The sequence below is a fragment of the Streptomyces sp. RLB3-17 genome (assembly GCF_007113425.2).
Classification (GTDB): domain Bacteria; phylum Actinomycetota; class Actinomycetes; order Streptomycetales; family Streptomycetaceae; genus Streptomyces; species Streptomyces mirabilis_D.
This window is the reverse complement of the sequence record NZ_CP041610.2, coordinates 2935267-2953713: the sequence shown is the minus strand read 5'-3', so window position 1 is coordinate 2953713 and position 18447 is coordinate 2935267. Positions and strand designations below refer to the sequence as shown.

Below are 18447 nucleotides of genomic sequence, written 5' to 3'. Positions count from 1 at the left end.
GGGCCCGTCGGGGGCTCAGTCGGTGCCCGTCGCCCGGTGGTCCTTGAGGCGCTCGTACGCCGCCAGGCCGTCCGGCACCCACGTCCAGTCCGTCAGGTGCCGTTCCACCTCCTCGTCGGTGAGGAAGTCGTGCCAGGCGACCTCCTCCGTCTGGGGGTTCACCGGGAGCTCGCAGCGGACCTCGTAGACGGCCGACCACCAGGTCTGGCCGGAGCCGTCGTCGTAGAGGAACTTGAAGAGGGGGACGGGCCGAGGGAGTCCTGAGACCCCGAGTTCCTCCTCGGCCTCGCGCAGGGCCGCGGAGTCGTAGGACTCGCCCGCGCCCACGACCCCGCCGACGAACATGTCGTACAGGGAGGGGAAGACGAGCTTGGTGGGCGTGCGGCGGTGGACGAAGAGGCGGCCCCGGGCGTCCCGGGCCTGGATGAACACGCAGCGGTGGCGAAGACCGCGCGCATACGCCTCGCCGCGCGGGGACTGCCCGACGACCACGTCGTTCTCGTCCACGATGTCGAGGATCTCGTCAGCGGCGCTCATGGCCCCATCCAAGCAGCCGTCGGCGCCGGGCGCGGTGCGCGCCGTCCGTGCGGCCCGACGCGGCGTGGTCGTACGCCCTCAATGCGGCTGGAGGTCCCGTACCGACTCGGTCTTGGTGGTGCCCGACGGCATCGAGGGGTGCATGCCCAGCAGGACGATTCCCGCCACGATCGCCGCGAGCCCCGCCGCTTCCCAGGTGAGTGCCCCCACGTCCGTGTGCAGCTTGTCCCCGAGGAAGCCCACGCCGCACACGATTCCGGCGAGCGGCTGGGCGGCGGTGAGCGCGGGCAGCGACATCCGCAGCTCCGCCGTCTCGAAGGCGCTCTGCACCAGCACCAGGCCCGTCACTCCGAGCGCGAGCACCCCGTACGGCTGCCAGCCGGTCAGCAGCTCACTGAAGCCGCCGGCTCCGAACCGCTCCCCGCTGACCCGGGTGAGCGCGTCCTGGACGCCGTACAGCAGCCCCGCGGCCAGCGCGAGCAGGACGGGCGCCGCGGTCATCCGGGAGCGCTTGGCATAGGTGGTGAGCAGCAGCGCGAGCCCGATCATGATCCCGATGATCAGCCAGTGTCGCAGCGGATCGGTCACCGAGTCGCCGCCCTTGGGCTTGCCCGCCACGATGAACGCCGTGACCCCGCCCGCGAGCAGGACGAGGCCCGCCCAGCCCTGGCGGCCCAGGGGGTGCTTGGTCTGGTGGCGGGTTAGCGCGAGCGCGAACAGCAGATTGGTCGCGAGGAGGGGTTCCACCTGGGAGATCTCGCCCTTGCCCAGGGCGACCGCGCCGAGGACCATGCCGCACACCATGAGCCCGATGCCGCCCAGCCAGCGGGGCACCCGGATGAGGTCGAGCAGCAGGCGCCAGGAGAGGAAGTCGCTCAGCGGGGCGTGTGAGGCGGCGTTCTGCTGGAGCACGAAACCGAAGCCCAGACAGCAGGCCGCGCTCACCGAGAGGATCAGAACGAGAACCGACACGCTGGGTACCTCGATACGTTCGGGTCAGCACGGGTCGCGGGCGCGTATTCCCGCCGACTGTAGTGCCATCGACCGTGCCCTGCCCACGGGAGTACCCGGAACCGGACAGTTGACTCGGTCACTCTTCTTGCCGAAGGATCTGACCGATCGGTAACAACGGCTGGTCGATCGGCGGCGCTGCCTGTTCGACCGATACCGGTGCCTGATGTCTTCCGTACCACTGTCTCATCAACCAACGACGATGCCGCCGGCTCGTGACGAAGCCGGCAGAAGCCGACCGGAAACGTCGGCAGGCCGAGAGGACGGGTCCATGGCCTACGACGCAGATGTGATCGTGATCGGAGCGGGCCTCGCGGGGCTCGCCGCGACCGCGGAGCTCGTCGACGCGGGCCGCAAGGTGATTCTCCTCGACCAGGAGCCGGAACAGTCGATCGGTGGCCAGGCCCACTGGTCCTTCGGCGGACTCTTCTTCGTGAACTCGCCCGAGCAGCGCCGGATGCGGATCAAGGACAGTCACGCGCTCGCCCTCCAGGACTGGATGGGCACGGCCGGCTTCGACCGGGCCGAGGACCACTGGCCGCGCCGCTGGGCCGAGGCGTACGTCGACTTCGCGGCCGGTGAGAAGCGGTCCTGGCTGCACCAGCAGGGGGTCCGCTTCTTCCCGGTGGTCGGCTGGGCGGAGCGCGGCGGCTACGACGCCAACGGGCACGGGAACTCCGTGCCGCGCTTCCACATCACGTGGGGGACCGGGCCCGGAGTGGTCGCGCCCTTCGAGCGGCGGGTACGCGCCGGGGTCGCCCGGGGCCTCGTCCAGCTCAAGTTCCGCCACCGCGTCACCGGGCTGTCCCGCAGCGCGGGCACCGTCGACACGGTCACCGGGGAGATCCTGGAGCCGTCCGGCATCGCGCGCGGGCAGGCCAGCAGCCGTACCGTCGCCGGGGCGTTCGAGCTCAAGGCGCAGGCGGTGATCGTCACCTCGGGCGGCATCGGCGGCAACCACGACCTGGTCCGCGCGAACTGGCCCGAGCGGCTCGGTACGCCGCCCGAGAAGATGGTCGCGGGCGTCCCCGCGCACGTCGACGGCAAGATGCTCGCGATAGCCGAGGAGACGGGCGCGCACCTCATCAACCGCGACCGCATGTGGCACTACACCGAGGGCATCCAGAACTGGAACCCCATCTGGGAGAACCACGGCATCCGCATCCTGCCGGGCCCGTCCTCCCTCTGGCTGGACGCCCGCGGGAACCGGCTCCCCGTGCCGCTCTTCCCGGGCTTCGACACCCTCGGCACGCTCGAGCACATCATGAAGACCGGATACGAGTACACGTGGTTCGTGCTCGACCAGAAGATCATCGGCAAGGAGTTCGCGCTCTCCGGCTCGGAACAGAACCCGGACCTTACCGGCAAGTCGATCAGGGACGTGATCGGCCGGGCGCGCGCCGACGTACCGGGCCCCGTCAAGGCGTTCATGGACAACGGCGCGGACTTCGTCGTCGAGAAGGATCTGGGCGCCCTGGTGCGCGGCATGAACGCCCTGACCAAGGAGCCGCTGATCGACGAGGCCGCGCTGCGCCGCGAGATCGTCGCACGCGACCGGGAGATCGCGAACCCCTTCACCAAGGACCTCCAGGTGACGTCGATCCGCGGCGCCCGCAACTACCTCGGGGACAAGCTGATCCGTACGGCCACCCCGCACCGCATCCTGGACCCCAAGGCGGGTCCGCTCATCGCCGTCCGCCTCCACATCCTCACCCGCAAGAGCCTGGGCGGGCTGGAGACCGACCTCTCCTCGCGCGTACTGACGGAGGGCGGCGACCCGCTCTCCGGCGTGTACGCGGCAGGCGAGGCGGCCGGCTTCGGCGGTGGCGGAGTCCACGGCTACCGCTCCCTGGAGGGCACCTTCCTCGGGGGCTGCCTCTTCTCCGGCCGCACAGCGGGCCGAGCGGCCGCCAAGGCGGTGAGCTGACCCTCGCGCGAGTCCGGGCCCGACGCCCCGGGTCCGCATCCCGCTCCGGTGGGCCCGGCTCCGCGGGGGACCGTTCCGTGGTCGGGTTTCGGCCGTGACCCGGACCCCGGGGAGCCGGGGCCCGAGCGCGGCCCGACTCCCGCCGGGAGTCGGGCCGCGCTCGGAAAGAGCCGTCCCACCAGCCCGTTCCCGTCCCGGAGAGCGCGCGAGAGAACATCAACTCTGCGCCATTCAAGGGAAGTTGCACCGTGCAGCGGATCGATCGGGCCTTGACGTAAACCCTCAGCCAAGGGTTTGCTGTGCGTGATCTCCCCTTGACTAGCCGCGTCTGTGAGGAAGCCCCGCGGTGTCGCCACCCCCGCCACCCCCTCCTCCCCTCGGCCGTGGCCGCAAACGCGCGGTCCACGCCTTCGACGCCGCGCTCGACGACACCGAACTCGTCGCCGCGCGCACCTCGTTGGCCCAGGGGCGATGGACCGCGGTCCGCGCGCTGCTCGCCGCCACCGGCGACGACTGGGACCGCCGCGGACACCGCGTCACCGTCCTGGCCCAGGAGCCCGCCGCCCTCGCCTGGGCCCGGGACTGGCAGCTCGCGGAACCCGAGTCCGCCGACGCCGCCGTACTCCTCGCCTGCGCCACCGTCCAGCGCGCGCTGCACGGCAAGGACCGCCCGGAGCGGGCCCGTGAGGCCTGCGACGCCGCCGCCGCGCTCGCGCCCGCCGACCCGACCCCCTGGCTCGGCCTGCTGATACTGGAGCGTGCGCGCGGCAGCGAGGGCGACGTGGTCCGGCTCTTCGACGAGGTGCGCCACCGCTACCCCGAGCACCACCACGCCCACCACCTGATGGTCGCCCGGCTCGCCGAGCGCCGCGCCGAGGCCGGCCAGGACCCCCTCCACGAGGTCTACGACTTCGCGAACTGGGCGGCCGAACAGGCGCCCGCCGACTCTCCGCTCGCGATGCTGCCCGTCGTCGCGCACGCCGAGCGCTATCGCGTGCTGGCCGGCGCCGGCAGCGAGTCCACCGACCCCGCCGCCTCCGGGCACTGGGTCGGACGCCGGGCCCGCCAGGTGATGAAGGCCGCCTTCGACTGGTGGCTGGAGTGGGAGCGCGAGGACCACCCCCGCCGCCACCTCGACCTCAACTTCCTCGCCCACGCCAAGTTCTGCGAGGGCCGGGGCGCCGAGGCCGCCGCCCTGTTCCACCGCATCGGCCCGCACGCCACCCCGGAGCCGTGGTCCTACCCGGACCGCGACCCGTACCAAGCCTTCCGTGCCGCCCGCGACAGCGCCCTCGGCACGGTGTGACCCCACCCACAAGAAGTCGAGAAACCCGAAAGGACGGCCCCGCGATGACGACGGGCAGTTCGAGCACCTCGAGCAGTTCGAACACGGGTAGACCCGCCACGGCCGGTGGCGCCATCAGCACCTTCAAGGGCCAGGACCGCGCCCTGCACGCGGGCCGGCTCGGCACGGGAGGTCTGCTGCTCTCCGTCCTCGCGGCGACCGCCCCCCTCATGGTGGTCGCGGGTGTCATGCCCACCACATTCGCGGTGATGGGCATCGTCGGACAGCCGCTGCTCTTCGTCATCCTCGGCGTGGTGCTGGTGCTCTTCAGCGTCGGGTACGCCGAGATGAGCCGCCACGTCCACAACGCGGGCGCCTTCTACGCCTACGTCGCCCGCGGTCTCGGCGGCACCGCCGGCGCCGGCGCCGCCGCGGTCGCGCTCGTCGCCTACAGCGCCCTGCAGTTCGGCATCTACGGCGTCTTCGGCTTCGAGGTCTCCGGGCTGTTCGCCACCTACGCCCACGTCGACGTCGCCTGGTGGATACCTGCGCTGATCGCCGTCCTCGCCGTCGGCGCGCTCTCCTGGCTGAAGATCGACGTCAACGCGCTCGTACTCGGCGTCCTCCTGGTCGTCGAGGTGGCGCTCGTCGTCATCTTCGACATCGCCGCCGTCGCCGACCCCGCCAAGGAGGGCCTCTCCCTGCACGCCTTCAACCCGGACACGCTCACCGGGGCGGGCGTCGGCACCGCGCTGTGCTTCTGCATCGCCGCCTTCACCGGCTTCGAACAGGCACCGGTGTACGCCGAGGAGACCAGCCGCCCGCACATCCTCGTCCCGCGCGTGATGTTCCTGGCGATCGGCTTCGTCGCCGTCTTCTTCGCACTCAGCTCCTGGGCGCTGACCATCGCCGCGGGCCCCTCCGGGATCGTCGGGGCGGCGCAGAAGCAGAGCGCCGGACTGCTGTTCTTCCTCACCGAGTCGCGCCTCGGGGGCGCCTTCACCGACGTCCTGCACGTCCTCTTCGTGACTGGCATGTTCGCGGCGCTGCTCAGCTTCCACAACGTCGTCGCGCGGTACGCCTTCGCCATGGGCCGGGAAGGGCTGCTGCCCTCCGCCTTCGGCCGGACCACCGGCACCAGCGGCGCGCCCGGCACCGGCTCACTGCTGCAGACCGGCGTCTCCGCGATCGTGCTGATCGCGTTCGCCGTGACCGACGACAAGCCCATCGGCGACCCGACCGCGCCCGTGCTGCACCTGTTCACCTGGGCCGGCAACGTCGGCGCGCTCGGCGTCATCCTGCTGATGGCGGCGGCCTCGCTCTCCGTGATCGTCTTCTTCGCCCGCCGCGGCGCCGCCCGCGCCCAGGCCTGGCGCCTGGCCACCTCGGCGATCGCGGCCGTCGCCCTCCTGGTGATCGCGGGCTACACGGTCAAGGACTTCGACATCCTGGTCGGCGCCGGTCCCGACTCCGTGCTCAGCTGGCTGCTGCCCGCCCTGATCGCGGCCGCCCTGGTCGTCGGCCTGGTGCAGGGCCTGGTGCTGCGCTCCCGCAAACCCGAGGCGCACGCCCGTATCGGCCTGGGCAACGAGGCGTTCCAGCTGGACAAGGCGGCGGAGTCCACCCCCTGATCCGGCGCCTCGATCCGGAGCCCCGATCCGGGCTCCTGTTCTGAGAAGCGTGTGAGAAGTGGTTACGGAAGTCTGACGAGCACCCGCTGCCGCTGGCCTCAAGGGGGTCGCGGGTGCTCGTATGGGTGTGTGAACCCTGAACAGTCCCCACGGCGGGGACCGGACCGGCCCCGGGAACGCCCGCCGGAGGACCCGGAAGCCTCCGGCGCGCCCATCGGCCGCCGGCTCCTGCTCGGCACGCTCGGACTCGGCGCCTTCGGCGTGCTGGCCGCGCCCACCCTGCAGCGCGGCCTGGAGTCCCTCTTCGCCGGCGACCCCACGGGGCTGACCGGCCTGCTCCCCAACGGCGGCGGTTTCCGCTACTACTCGGTGACCTCCTCGGTCCCGAACAAGGACGCGTCGAACTACCGCCTCACCATCGACGGCCTGGTCGACCACCCCCGCAGCTACACCCTGGCCGACCTCAAGGCCCTGCCGCAGACCCGGATCGTGCACGACGTCCAGTGCGTCACGGGCTGGCGGGTGCCCGGCACCCCCTTCGAAGGCGTACGGCTGTCCCATCTCCTGGACGCCGCCGGGGTCCAGACCAAGGGCCGCGCGATCCGCTTCACCTGCTTCGACGGGGCGTACACCGAGAGCCTCACGCTCCAGCAGGCCCGGCGCCCCGACATCCTGGTGGCCCACCGCATGCAGGACAAGCCACTCGGCCACAACCACGGCGGCCCGGTCCGCCTCTACGTCGCCCCCATGTACTTCTACAAGTCCGCCAAGTGGCTCTCCGGCATCACCGTCACCGAGGACGTCCGTCCCGGGTACTGGGAGGACCGTGGCTACGACGTGGACGCGTGGGTCGGCCGCTCGAACGGACGCGACGATGCACCCACGAGTTGACGACACCCCGACCCTCGCCGCGCCCGCGCCGCGCGTACGGCGCTTCAGCCACGCCGAGCGCTGGGTGCACCGCGTGACCGCCCTGCTGATGGGGATCTGCGTGGCGACGGCGGCGTGCCTGTACCTGCCGATGTTCGCCGAACTCGTCGGCCGCCGTGAGCTGGTGGTCAGGATCCACGAGTGGGCGGGCCTGATGCTCCCGGTACCGGTCCTGGCGGGCCTGGTCTCCCGCGCCTTCCGCGCGGACCTGGGCCGCCTCAACCGCTGGGGCCCGCACGACCGTACGTGGCTGCGCGCGGCGCTACGACGGGACCGGCGCCCTTCGTCCCGACCCGCGGCCAAGTTCAACGCGGGCCAGAAGACCTACGCCGCCTGGATCGCCGGCGCGACCCTGGTCATGCTCGCCACGGGGCTGCTGATGTGGTTCACCCACCTCACCCCCCTGATGTGGCGCACCTCGGCGACCTTCGTCCACGACTGGCTGGCGCTCACGATCGGTGTCGTCCTCGCGGGCCACATCGGCATGGCCCTCGGCGACCCGGAGGCCCGCCGCGGCCTGCGCACGGGCTCGGTGAGCCGTGAGTGGGCGGAGCGCGAGCATCCCCTCTGGCGGCCCTAGGCCGAGTCTGCCGGGGGTCCGCGGCCCCCCGGCACACCCCTAGCCCTGCTCGACTAGCCCTGCTCGACCTCGAAGTCCAGCAGCACCTTGCACGAGCGGCTGCGGTCCGCGGCCAGGGTGAACGCCGACTCCGCCGCAGCGAGCGGGACCACCGCGCTGACCAGGGAGTCGAAGCGCGGCTCGGCCGCGAGCAGGACCAGCGCGTCGTCGAACTCCTCGTCGAAGCGGAACGCGCCCCGCAGCTCGATCTCCCGGCTCACCACCAGGTTCCCCGCGAACGGACTCTGGCCCGGCGGCAGCATGCCGAGCTGGACGACGACCCCGCCGCGCCGCACCAGGCGCAGGCAGGTGTCGAGGCCCGCGGCCACCCCGGACGCCTCGACGGCCACGTCGACCTCCGTCGGCCAGCCGGGATCGGCGGGATCGTCGGCCCGTACCACCGCGTCCGCGCCCGCCGCGACGGCGTACGACAACGCCTGCGGCAGCAGGTCCGTCACCGTCACCCGGGCCGCGCCCGCGGCCTTCGCGGCGGCCACCACGAGGCAGCCGATGGGCCCGGCCCCCGTCACCAGGACATGCCGGTCCTTCACCGCACCTGCCCGGCGGACGGCGTGCAGCGCCACCGACAGCGGCTCGGCGAGCGCCGCCCGCCGCAGCGGGAGCCCCGCGGGCAGCTCCCTCAACTGCCGGGCGGGCACCACCGCTTGGGCGGCGAAGGCGCCCTGCACATGCGGGGTGCGCGCCGCGCTGCCCAGGTAGCGGGTGTCCCGGCAGACGTTCGCCCGCCCGTCGGCGCACTCCGGGCACACCCCGCACGGGGTCGCCGGGTGCACCGCCACGGCCGTACCCGGCGTGGGACCGGTGGCCCCGTCGCCGTACGACAGCACCGTCCCCACGACCTCGTGGCCCAGCACCATCGGCTCGCGCAGCCGGAAGTCCCCGACCCCGCCGTGTCGCCAGTAGTGGAGGTCCGAACCGCACACCCCGCCGTACCGGACGGCGACGAGTGCCTCGCCGGGCCCGGCGGAGGGGACCGGCAGTTCGTCGACCCGCAGGTCACCCTGCCCGTGAATCACACAGCCGAGCATCGTCAGGCCCCTTTCACCGCGCTCACCGCTTTCATCGCGCGGTCCGCTTCACAGCACACTCGTCATACCGCCGTCGACGTACAGCACCTGCCCGCTCACGAAGTCCGCCGCCGGCGAGGCGAGGAAGAGCACCCCGCCGACCAGGTCCTCCGTACGGCCCCACCGGCCGGCCGGGGTGCGTCGCCGCACCCAGGCGCTGAACTCCTCGTCCTCGACGAGGGGCTGGGTCAGCTCCGTCTCGATGTAACCGGGGCCGAGCCCGTTCACCTGCACCCCGTACTGCCCCCAGTCCGCGCACATGCCCTTGGTGAGCATCTTCAGCGCGCCCTTGGTGGCCGCGTACGGGGCGATGCCCGGACGGACGACCTCGCTCTGCAGCGAGCAGATGTTGACGATCTTGCCGTGGCCGCGCTCCGTCATCCGTCGCGCCGCCTCGCGGCCGACCAGGAACGCGCTGGTCAGGTTGGTGTTCAGGATCCGGTGCCAGTCGGTGTCCGTGAACTCCAGGAGCGGGGCCCGCAGTTGCATGCCCGCGTTGTTGACGAGGATGTCGAGCGGGCCCACCCGGTCCTCGACGTCCGCTATTCCGGCGGCCACCGAGGGGCCGTCCGTGACGTCGAAGACCGCGGTGTGGACGTCGCCGGGCAGCTCCGACGCGGCCTTGGTGAGCCGGTCGGCGTCCCGCCCGTTGAGGACGACCGTGCAGCCCGCCTCCAGGAGCCCGCGGGCGAGTGCGAACCCGATGCCCCGGCTGGAGCCGGTGACCAGGGCCCTGCGACCACTGATGTCGAACAGAGGGTGGCTCATCCCCGTACTCCCGTCTCTCATCCTCGTACCCCTAGATGACCAGCGACAGCAGCAGGACCAGCCCGCCCGCCACCACCGAGATGATCGTCTCCATGACGGACCAGGTCTTGACGGTCTGGCCGACGCTGAGGCCGAAGTACTCCTTGACCAGCCAGAACCCGGCGTCGTTGACATGGCTGAAGAAGAGCGAGCCGGCGCCGATCGCGAGGACAAGCAGGGAGGTGTGGGTGGTGGACATGTCGGCCGCGAGGGGCGCGACCAGGCCGGCCGCCGAGATGGTGGCGACGGTCGCGGAGCCGGTCGCGAGGCGGATGGCCACCGCGATCAGCCAGGCGAGCAGCAGCGCGGGGATCGACCAGTCCTTGGAGATGTCGAGGATCATCTGGCCCACGCCGGAGTCGATCAGGGTCTGCTTGAAGCCGCCGCCCGCGCCCACGATCAGCAGGATGCCCGCGATGGGGGCGAGGGACTTCTCGACGGTCGTCGAGATGCGGTCCTTGGTGAAGCCGGCCGCGCGGCCGAGGGTGAACATGCCCACGATCACGGCGGCGAGCAGGGCGATCAGCGGGGAGCCGACGACGTCGAAGACGCGCTGCACCATGTGGGTGGGGTCGTCCACGATGATGTCGACCAGTGCCTTGGAGAGCATGAGGACGACCGGGAGCAGCATGGTGGCGAGGGTGGCGCCGAAGCCGGGTCGCTTGTCGAGTTCTTCGGAGGCGCGGGTGGGGATCATGCGGTCGGGGGCCGGGACGTCGACCCAGCGGGCCGCGTAGCGGGAGAAGACCGGGCCCGCGATGATCACGGTCGGGATGGCGACCAGGACGCCGAGGGCGAGCGTGATGCCGAGGTTGGCCTTGACCGCGTCGATGGCGACCAGCGGGCCGGGGTGCGGCGGGATCAGGCCGTGCATCACGGACAGACCGGCCAGCGCCGGGATGCCGATGCGCATCAGGGAGTAGTTGCCGCGCTTGGCGACCATCAGCACGACGGGGATCAGCAGCACGATGCCGACCTCGAAGAACAGCGGCAGGCCGATCACCGAGGCGATCAGCACCATGGCCCAGGGCATGGCGCGGCCGCCGGCCTTGGCGAGGATGGTGTCGACGATCTGGTCGGCGCCGCCGGAGTCGGCGAGGAGTTTGCCGAGGATCGCGCCGAGCGCGATCAGAACGCCGACGCCGGCGACGGTGGCGCCGAGGCCGGTGGTGAAGCTGGCGATGGTCTTGTCGAGCGGGGCCCCGGCGAAGGCGCCGAGGGCGAGCGATCCGATGGTCAGGGCCAGGAATGCGTGCAGCTTGAACTGGGTGATGAGCAGGACGATGACGGCGATGCCCGCCAGCACGGCGATGCCCAGCTGAGCATGCCCCGCCGAGGTGATCGGCTCGACGGTGTCCGCTGCCAGCATCTCGACGCTGAGTCTGGTCACGGTGGTCCCTTGCTTGAGAAACGTACGTGGGGAAGGTGTTAGAGCGAGGGCTGGGCAAGCCCTTGGAGTGCGGCCACGGCCCGTTCGGTGATCTCCCCGGGGTCGCCGGAGACGTCCACGGAGACACCCGCCTCGTCCGCTTCCAGCGGCTGGAGGGTGGCGAACTGCGAGTCCAGCAGCGCCGTCGGCATGAAGTGCCCCTGACGGTGCGACATCCGGTCCTCGATGAGCGCGCGGTCGCCGGTCAGATGGACGAAGACGACTCCGGGCGCCTCGGCCCGCAGTCGGTCGCGATAGCTGCGCTTGAGCGCCGAACTGCTGACCACTCCGCCGAGCCCGTGCCGGTCGTGCGCCCAACGGCCGATGGCGTCCAGCCACGGCCAGCGGTCGTCGTCCGTCAGCGGGTGCCCGGCCGTCATCTTGGCGATGTTGGCCGGCGGGTGGAAGTCGTCGCCCTCGGCGTACGGGACGCCGAGCCGGGCCGCAAGCAGGGGACCGATGGTGGTCTTGCCGGTACCTGCGACGCCCATGACCACGACGACATGGGGGGTGCTCATCGCTGCCTCACTGTCTACGTCACTGTCGCGTGACTGTCTTCGTCGACATCTGATGTCGACGACACTGAAACTCATTAGGTACGACGAATTCAAGAGTGTGTGACATATAAGTCTGACTTTTTGTTCCAGGGCTCCGCCTCGTACGCTGACCCCATGACCACACGGGGCCGGGGGCTGCACGGACATGTACTGGAATCCCTCGGGCCGGCGATCACGGCGGGCGAGTACCCGCCGGGCAGCGTGCTGCGCACCGACGAACTCGCGCAGCGCTTCGAGGTGTCACGCTCCGTGATGCGCGAGGCGGTCAGGGTGCTGGAGTCCATGTACCTGGTCGAGTCCCGCCGCCGCGTCGGCGTCACGGTCCGCCCCAAGGCGGAATGGAACGTGTTCGACCCTCAGGTCATCCGCTGGCGGCTGGCCGGCGCCGACCGCCCCCACCAGCTGCGTTCGCTCACCGTGCTGCGCTCCGCCGTCGAACCGATCGCCGCGGGCCTGTCCGCCCGGCACGCCACCGCCGCGCAGTGCGCGGAGCTCACCGAGTGCGCCCTCGGCATGGTGGCCAACTCACGTGGCCACAAGCTGGACGAGTACCTCGTCCACGACATGGCCTTCCACCGGGTGATCCTCAATGCCTCCGGCAACGAGATGTTCGCCCGTCTCGGTGACGTGGTCGCCGAGGTCCTCGCGGGCCGCACCCACCACGAGGTGATGTTCGAGGACCCCGACCCGGCCGCCGTCACCCTGCACGTCCAGGTCGCGGAGGCGGTCCGCGCGGGCGACGCGTCCCGCGCCGAGGAACTCACCCGCCAGATCACGGTCGGCGCGCTCCAGGAACTGGACATCCTCGCGCCGTAGGCGTCCTACCCCAGGAAGTCGCCGTCGACGTACACCCAGGCTCCGTCGACCCGCTCGAACCGGCTCCGCTCGTGCAGCGAACCGCCCCGGTAGGAGGCCCGGAAGGTCACGGTCCCCACGGAGTGGAAGGCCGACCCCTGCCCCGTGTCGAGGATCTCCAGACCCGTCCACCGCATCCCCGGATCGAAGTCGACCCGCGCCGGCCGTGTCCGCGGATGCCAGGTCCGCAGCAGATACCCCTCGTCCTCCTTGACGAAGGCGCAGTACCGCGACCGCATCAGACGCTCCGCGGTCGGCGCGGGCGCCTCACCGCGGTGGAAGAGCCCGCAGCACCGCGCGTACGGCTCGGGCAGCCCGCACGGGCAGCTACGACTGGTCATGACCGCCATTCTCTCCCGGCCCCGAGGGGCCTCTCTCCCCGCCCGGAGCCCCTACGCCGAGTCGGCGTTGGTCGGCGGGTACGTCGGGCGGGCCGGCATCGGCGCGACCGGTACGGCCAGGGTCGGCAGCGGCGGCAGCTTCGCCGTACGCAGCCAGGCCCCGAACAGGTCGTCCAGCGGCTCGGCCGAGTACCGGGCGGCATGCGCGGTGAACGCCGCCGTGGTGACCGCGCCGCCCCGGTGCAGGGCCGCCCAGCCGCGCAGCATACGGAAGAAGGCGTCGTCGCCCATCGCGCAGCGCAGCGCGTGCAGGGTGAGCCCGCCGCGCTCGTAGAGCCGGTCGTCGAACATCAGCTTGCGGCCCGGGTCGGACAGCACCAGGTCCTTCGGCTGCCCGGAGAGCTTGCGGTGCGCGAGAGCGGCCAACTGCTGGGCCGTACGGCCTCCCGACCGCTCCGACCACAGCCACTCGGCGTACTTCGCGAAGCCCTCGTTCAGCCAGATGTGCCGCCAGTCCGCGATGGACACGCTGTTGCCGAACCACTGGTGCGCCAGCTCGTGCGCGACCAGCCGCTCCGAACCCCGCGCCCCGTCCACGTGGTTGGCGCCGAACAGCGACAACCCCTGTGCCTCGACGGGGACATCGAGCTCCTCCTCGGTCACCACGACGGCGTACTCGCCGAACGGATACGGCCCGAAGATCTGCTCGAACAGCTCCATCATCGCGGGCTGCCGCGCGAAGTCCCGGGAGAACGCGGCGAGCAGGTGCGCGGGCAGATGCCCCGTCTGCGGCACGCCGCCGAGCCCGGGGTCGCCGAGCAGCACCGTCTGGTACTTCCCGATCGACAGCCCGACCAGATAGCTGGAGGTCGGCGCAGCCTGCTCGTACACCCAGGTCGTCGTCGACGCCTTCGTCGTGCGGGTGAGCAGCCGGCCGCCCGCCACCACCGAGTACGCCGACGGCGTCGTGATCGAGATCTGGTACGAGGCCTTGTCGGCGGGGCGGTCGTTGCACGGGTACCAGGAGGGAGCGCCGATCGGCTGGCTCGCCACCAAGGCCCCGTCCTCCAGCTCCTCCCAGCCGAGCTCGCCCCAGGGGCTGGTGACCGGCTTGGGGTTGCCCGACCAGTGCACCTCCACGGTGAACGCGGCCCCGGCCCGTATCGGCTTCGGCGGCCGGATGCGCAACCGGCCGCCCCGATGTGTGTAGTGCGGTGCCTTGCCGTCGACCCGGACCCGGCCGATCCGAAAGTCGGCCAGGTTCAGCTGGAACTCGGTGAGTGGAGCCCGGCCCGCTATGGCGTTGAGCCGCGCGGTGCCCGACAGCCGGTTGGGGCCGGGACGGTAGTCCAGCGCGAGCTCATACCGGTGTACCCGGTAACGGGGATCACCGTTGGCCGGGAAGTACGGGTCCGAACCCACTGTCTGCTGAACGCTCACGCTTGCGTCTGCTCCCTGCGCTGTGCTCGTACGACGTGCCGGTGCACCGTCCCCGGACGCCGTACGGGCCGCGCCTAGGAACGCCATGCCTCGATCGGGTTGCCCAGCCAGCGGGTGTCGTCGGGGACGGATTCCGCCGCCATGACGAGCGACGCGGGTCCCAGCGTGCTGCGCGCCCCGACTGTGCTGCCGGGAAGGACGATTCCGCCCGGGCCCAGGGTGGCGCCCTCACGGAGGACAACAGTATCCGTCCGCAAGATCCGGTCGTGGAAGAGGTGGGTCTGCAGGACACAGCCCCGGTTGACCGTGGTCGCGTCCTCCAGGGTCACCAGGTCCGTCTCGGGTAGCCAGTAACTCTCGATCCATGCGCCCTTGCCGATATGGGCGCCGAGGCCGCGCAGCCACGCCGTCATCAGCGGCGTACCGGGCACGGATCCGGCCAGCCACGGCACGGCGACGACCTCGACGAAGGTGTCCGCCAGCTCGTTGCGCCACACGAAACCGCTCCACAGAGGGTGCTCGCCCGCCCGGTGCCGGCCCACCAGCAGCCACTTCGCCACGATGGACGTCAGGCAGGCCAGCGCACCGACGCCCAGGAACACGATTCCGGCCAGCAGCGGCGCCCAGACGCCCAGCGCGCTCAGCGCGGCGACGGTGAGCACGGCCAGCGCCGCCGAGCAGAACACCGGCACGATCCGGCACAGCTCCACGAGGGCCCGCGCCCACAGCAGCCGCGCGGGCGGGTCGTAGGTACGGCTCTGATCGCCGTCCTGCGTCGAGCGGGGCAGCTTCACCGGCGGCAGACCCAGGTACGAGCTGCCCTTCTTCGCCTTCTTCGGGGTCGCCGACAGCACCCCGACCAGCCCGCCGTCCGGCACGCTGCGGCCCGGCGCGGTCATCCCGGAGTTGCCCAGGAAGGCCCGGCGGCCGATCTCGGCACGCCCGATCCGCATCCAGCCGCCGCCCAGCTCGTACGGCGCGGTCAGGGTGTCGTCGGCGAGGAAGGCGCCCTCGCCCACGGTGGTGAGACTCGGCAGCGCGAGGACGGTGGAGACCTCGGCACCCCGGCCGATCTTCATACCGAGCAGCCGCAGCCACACCGGCGTGATCAGCCCGGCGTACAGCGGGAACAGCGTGTCGCGCGAGCGGTCCATCAACTGCGTGACGGTCCAGGCCTGCCAGCCGATCCGGCTGTGCGTCGGGTACGTGCCTTCGCGCAGGCCCAGGCTGAGCAGACGCACGCCGACCAGGAGCAGCAGCGCGTACGCGAGCCCGAAGGCGAGCGTGGCCGGGACCAGCGCGAGCGCCGCGCCGCGCAGGGCCGCACCGAGCCCGGCGTCCGCGCTCACGAACAGATGAGCCACCAGGAGCGCGGCTACGGCGGACAGGACAGGCAGTGCGGTCAGGGCGAAACCGGTCGCGCCGTACATCGCCCGCCAGTACGTACCCCGGCGCGGACGCTCCTTGGGCCAGGCACGCTTCGCCTTGCCGAGCTTGCCGGCGGGCGCTCCGGCCCAGCGCTGCCCGGTGGGGATCTGCCCGGCGACCGCCGAGCCCGGCGCCACCTCGGCCCGCTTGCCGACGCGCGCGCCCGGGAAGAGGATGCTGCGCGTCCCGACCACCGCACCGGCGCCGACCTTGACCTGCCCGATCTCCAGCCGGTCACCGTCCAGCCAGTACCCCGACAGGTCCACCTCGGACTCGACGGCGGCACCCCGGCCCAGCTTGAGCATGCCGGTCACCGGCGGCAGGGAGTGCAGATCGACGTCCGTGCCGACCTTGGCGCCCAGGGCACGCGCGTACCGCTCCAGCCAGGACCCGGTCAGCGAGGCCGCGCCGCTGAACTCGGCCAGCCGCTCGGCGGTCCACAGCCGCAGATGCACGCTTCCGCCGCGCGGGTGGCGTCCGGGCTTCACCCGGCGCAGCAGCAGCCGCGCCCCGCCCGCCGCGATCGCGAGCCGCCCCGGCGGGCTGTGGAGCACGACCGCCCCGGCGCCGACGAGCCACCACGGGGCGCTCGGCGCCCAGGGGTAGGGACCGAACCAGTGCAGTACGTTCCCGAGCGCGGCCAGCGCCACGGTCCAGCGCAGCCCCATCAGCGTGAACAGGGGTATCAGCAGGAACAGTTGGGCCACCTTGGCGCGCAGCGGCACCGGGGCGATCACCCGATCGCCGCCGTCGTCCTGCGCGGACTTCTCCAGGTGCCGGGCCAGCTTGCGCAGGACGGGCTGCTGGTAGATGTCGAGCACGGCGGCGCTGGGGTAGCGGGTGCGCAGCCGGGTGGTGAGCTGGGCGGCGGCGAGGCTGCCACCGCCGATCGCGAAGAAGTCGTCGGACCCGCTGCCGACCGGGATGCCGAGGACCTCGCTCCACTGCTCGGCGAGCCAGGCCTCGGTGCCGTAGAGCTGTTCCTTCGCACCGCCGGTCTCCAGGCCCTCCAGGGGCCAGGGAAGCGCGTTGCGGTCCACCTTGCCCGAGGTACGGGTCGGCAGGTCCGCGACCGGGGCGAGCAGCGGGACGAGAGCCGCGGGCAGTTCGGCGCGCAGCTTCTCGACGGCGGCGGCGTGGTCCCAGCCCTCCTGCGTGACGACATAGCCGACGAGCAGCTGGTTGCCACTGCGGGCGGTCCGCACGGCGGCGGCGGCGCCCGCCACCCCGGGGAGCGCCTGGAGCGCCGTGTCGACCTCGCCGAGCTCGATGCGGCGCCCGCCGAGCTTGATCTGCTCGTCGGCCCGCCCGAGGAAGATCAGCCCCTCCGGCTCGGCCTTGACGAGGTCACCACTGCGGTACGCACGCTCCCAGCCGAGCGCCTTGAGCGGCGCGTACTTCTCCGCGTCCTTCTCGGCGTCGAGATACCGGGCGAGACCGACCCCGCCGATCACCAGCTGGCCGCTGTCGCCCATGGCCACGGGCTCGCCGGCCTCGTCGACCACGGCCAGTTCCCAGCCGTTCAGCGGCAGCCCGATCCGGATCGGCTCCTCGCCGGTCATGAGGGAGGCACAGGCGACGACGGTCGCCTCGGTGGGCCCGTAGGTGTTCCACACCTCGCGGCCCTCGGTCACCAGCCGCTGGACCAGCTCGGGCGGGCAGGCCTCACCGCCGAAGATCAGCAGCCGTACGTCGGCCAGGGCCTCGGGCTCCCAGAGCGCGGCGAGCGTCGGCACGGTCGAGACGACACTGATCTCCTGCTCGACCAGCCAGGGCCCCAGGTCGGCGCCGCTGCGCACCTGGGAGCGCGGCACGGGCACCAGACAGGCGCCGTAGCGCCAGGCCAGCCACATCTCCTCGCAGGAGGCGTCGAAGGCGACGGACAGGCCGGCCATGACCCGGTCACCGGGCCCGATCGGGTCCTCGGTGAGGAACAGCTCCGCCTCGGCGTCGACGAAGGCGGCGGCGCTGCGGTGACTGACGGCCACGCCCTTGGGCTTGCCCGTGGACCCGGAGGTGAAGATGATCCAGGCGTCGTGCTCGACACCGGGCCGTGCGGCGGGCACCTCGGAGGTGCCGTTGACGATCAGCCGGTGCCCGGCCCCGACGACGGCCCGCACCTCCGCCTCGCCGAAGACCAGCTCGGCCCGCTCGTCGGGGTCCTCGGCGTCCACCGGCACATAGGCCGCGCCTGCGGCCAGTACGGCGAGGATGGCTATGTACAGCTCGTTGGTGCCGGAGGGGACGCGGACGCCGACCCGGTCGCCGAGGCCCACCCCGGCGTCGCTCAGCCGCCGCCGCAGGGCCTCGACCTCGACGGCCAGGGCGCGGTAGGTGAGGACCCGGTGGCCGTCGTCGAGGGCGGGCTCGTCGGGGTGGGCCCGGACGGTGGCGTCGAGGATGTCGACCAGCGTGCGCGGCGAGGCGGCGACGGAGGCCGAGAAGCGCGCCGGGTCGCCGAACTCCGCGCGCACCTCCTCGTCGAACAGCGCGAGTGCGGGGCCTTGCTCGAGGGCTGCCATCGGGTCCTCACGTGTCGTTCCCGGAGCGTCCGGGGAGCTG

15 protein-coding genes are annotated in these 18447 nt (G+C 72.0%); 6 read left to right on the top strand and 9 right to left on the bottom strand.

Annotated elements, in window-relative coordinates:
- Positions 1-15: 15 nt before the first annotated feature.
- Positions 16-537: an NUDIX hydrolase gene (locus tag FNV62_RS13805; protein WP_143612916.1), complete on the bottom strand. Its 522-nt coding sequence runs from the start codon at positions 535-537 to the stop codon at positions 16-18.
- Positions 538-615: 78 nt separating this feature from the next.
- The gene (locus tag FNV62_RS13800) at positions 616-1509 is read right to left on the bottom strand and encodes a DMT family transporter (RefSeq protein WP_054231110.1); all 894 of its coding nucleotides are present in this window, start codon (positions 1507-1509) and stop codon (positions 616-618) included.
- A 310-nt stretch (positions 1510-1819) separates the two neighbouring features.
- Between FNV62_RS13800 and FNV62_RS13795 the strand changes: the two genes are divergently transcribed.
- The 5 genes from FNV62_RS13795 to FNV62_RS13775 all read left to right on the top strand — a co-directional run bounded on the left by FNV62_RS13795 (position 1820) and on the right by FNV62_RS13775 (position 7901).
- Complete coding sequence (locus tag FNV62_RS13795) at positions 1820-3475, top strand: FAD-binding dehydrogenase (protein WP_143612915.1); 1656 nt, start codon at positions 1820-1822, stop codon at positions 3473-3475.
- 346 nt (positions 3476-3821) lie between these two features.
- Entirely contained in the window at positions 3822-4781 is a 960-nt protein-coding gene (locus tag FNV62_RS13790; RefSeq protein ID WP_097284013.1) for a hypothetical protein, read from the top strand.
- A gap of 44 nt (positions 4782-4825) precedes the next feature.
- Positions 4826-6391, top strand: coding sequence for an APC family permease (locus FNV62_RS13785; protein ID WP_060899908.1), 1566 nt, complete (start codon positions 4826-4828; stop codon positions 6389-6391).
- A 129-nt stretch (positions 6392-6520) separates the two neighbouring features.
- Entirely contained in the window at positions 6521-7282 is a 762-nt protein-coding gene (locus FNV62_RS13780; RefSeq protein WP_060899907.1) for a molybdopterin-dependent oxidoreductase, read from the top strand.
- On the top strand, positions 7266-7901 hold the full coding sequence (locus tag FNV62_RS13775) for a cytochrome b/b6 domain-containing protein (protein ID WP_054231115.1): 636 nt from the start codon (positions 7266-7268) through the stop codon (positions 7899-7901). The genes FNV62_RS13780 and FNV62_RS13775 overlap by 17 nt, the downstream gene beginning before the upstream one ends.
- Before the next feature lie 53 nt (positions 7902-7954).
- Here FNV62_RS13775 and FNV62_RS13770 read toward each other — a convergent pair whose 3' ends face one another.
- Genes FNV62_RS13770 through FNV62_RS13755 form a run of 4 tightly spaced genes read right to left on the bottom strand, consistent with a single transcriptional unit; the run spans position 7955 to position 11782 of the window.
- Positions 7955-8989, bottom strand: coding sequence for an L-idonate 5-dehydrogenase (locus tag FNV62_RS13770; RefSeq protein WP_143607656.1), 1035 nt, complete (start codon positions 8987-8989; stop codon positions 7955-7957).
- A 48-nt stretch (positions 8990-9037) separates the two neighbouring features.
- Positions 9038-9796 carry an SDR family oxidoreductase gene (locus FNV62_RS13765; protein WP_060902269.1) on the bottom strand — a complete coding sequence of 253 codons (759 nt, stop codon included), beginning with the start codon at positions 9794-9796 and terminating at the stop codon, positions 9038-9040.
- A gap of 31 nt (positions 9797-9827) precedes the next feature.
- On the bottom strand, positions 9828-11225 hold the full coding sequence (locus tag FNV62_RS13760) for a gluconate:H+ symporter (RefSeq protein ID WP_054231118.1): 1398 nt from the start codon (positions 11223-11225) through the stop codon (positions 9828-9830).
- A 38-nt stretch (positions 11226-11263) separates the two neighbouring features.
- Positions 11264-11782 (bottom strand): gluconokinase, encoded by a 519-nt coding sequence (locus FNV62_RS13755; RefSeq protein ID WP_054231119.1) that lies wholly within the window; start codon positions 11780-11782, stop codon positions 11264-11266.
- 153 nt (positions 11783-11935) lie between these two features.
- Between FNV62_RS13755 and FNV62_RS13750 the strand changes: the two genes are divergently transcribed.
- Positions 11936-12637 (top strand): FadR/GntR family transcriptional regulator, encoded by a 702-nt coding sequence (locus FNV62_RS13750; RefSeq protein WP_097288859.1) that lies wholly within the window; start codon positions 11936-11938, stop codon positions 12635-12637.
- 5 nt (positions 12638-12642) lie between these two features.
- Here FNV62_RS13750 and FNV62_RS13745 read toward each other — a convergent pair whose 3' ends face one another.
- From FNV62_RS13745 to FNV62_RS13735, 3 genes are all read right to left on the bottom strand, one after another.
- Positions 12643-13017 carry a YchJ family protein gene (locus FNV62_RS13745; protein ID WP_399222228.1) on the bottom strand — a complete coding sequence of 125 codons (375 nt, stop codon included), beginning with the start codon at positions 13015-13017 and terminating at the stop codon, positions 12643-12645.
- A 51-nt stretch (positions 13018-13068) separates the two neighbouring features.
- Positions 13069-14457 carry a M1 family metallopeptidase gene (locus tag FNV62_RS13740; RefSeq protein WP_225900254.1) on the bottom strand — a complete coding sequence of 463 codons (1389 nt, stop codon included), beginning with the start codon at positions 14455-14457 and terminating at the stop codon, positions 13069-13071.
- Positions 14458-14531: 74 nt separating this feature from the next.
- Positions 14532-18407, bottom strand: a complete 3876-nt coding sequence (locus tag FNV62_RS13735) for a Pls/PosA family non-ribosomal peptide synthetase (RefSeq protein ID WP_143612913.1) — start codon at positions 18405-18407, stop codon at positions 14532-14534.
- Positions 18408-18447: the final 40 nt, after the last annotated feature.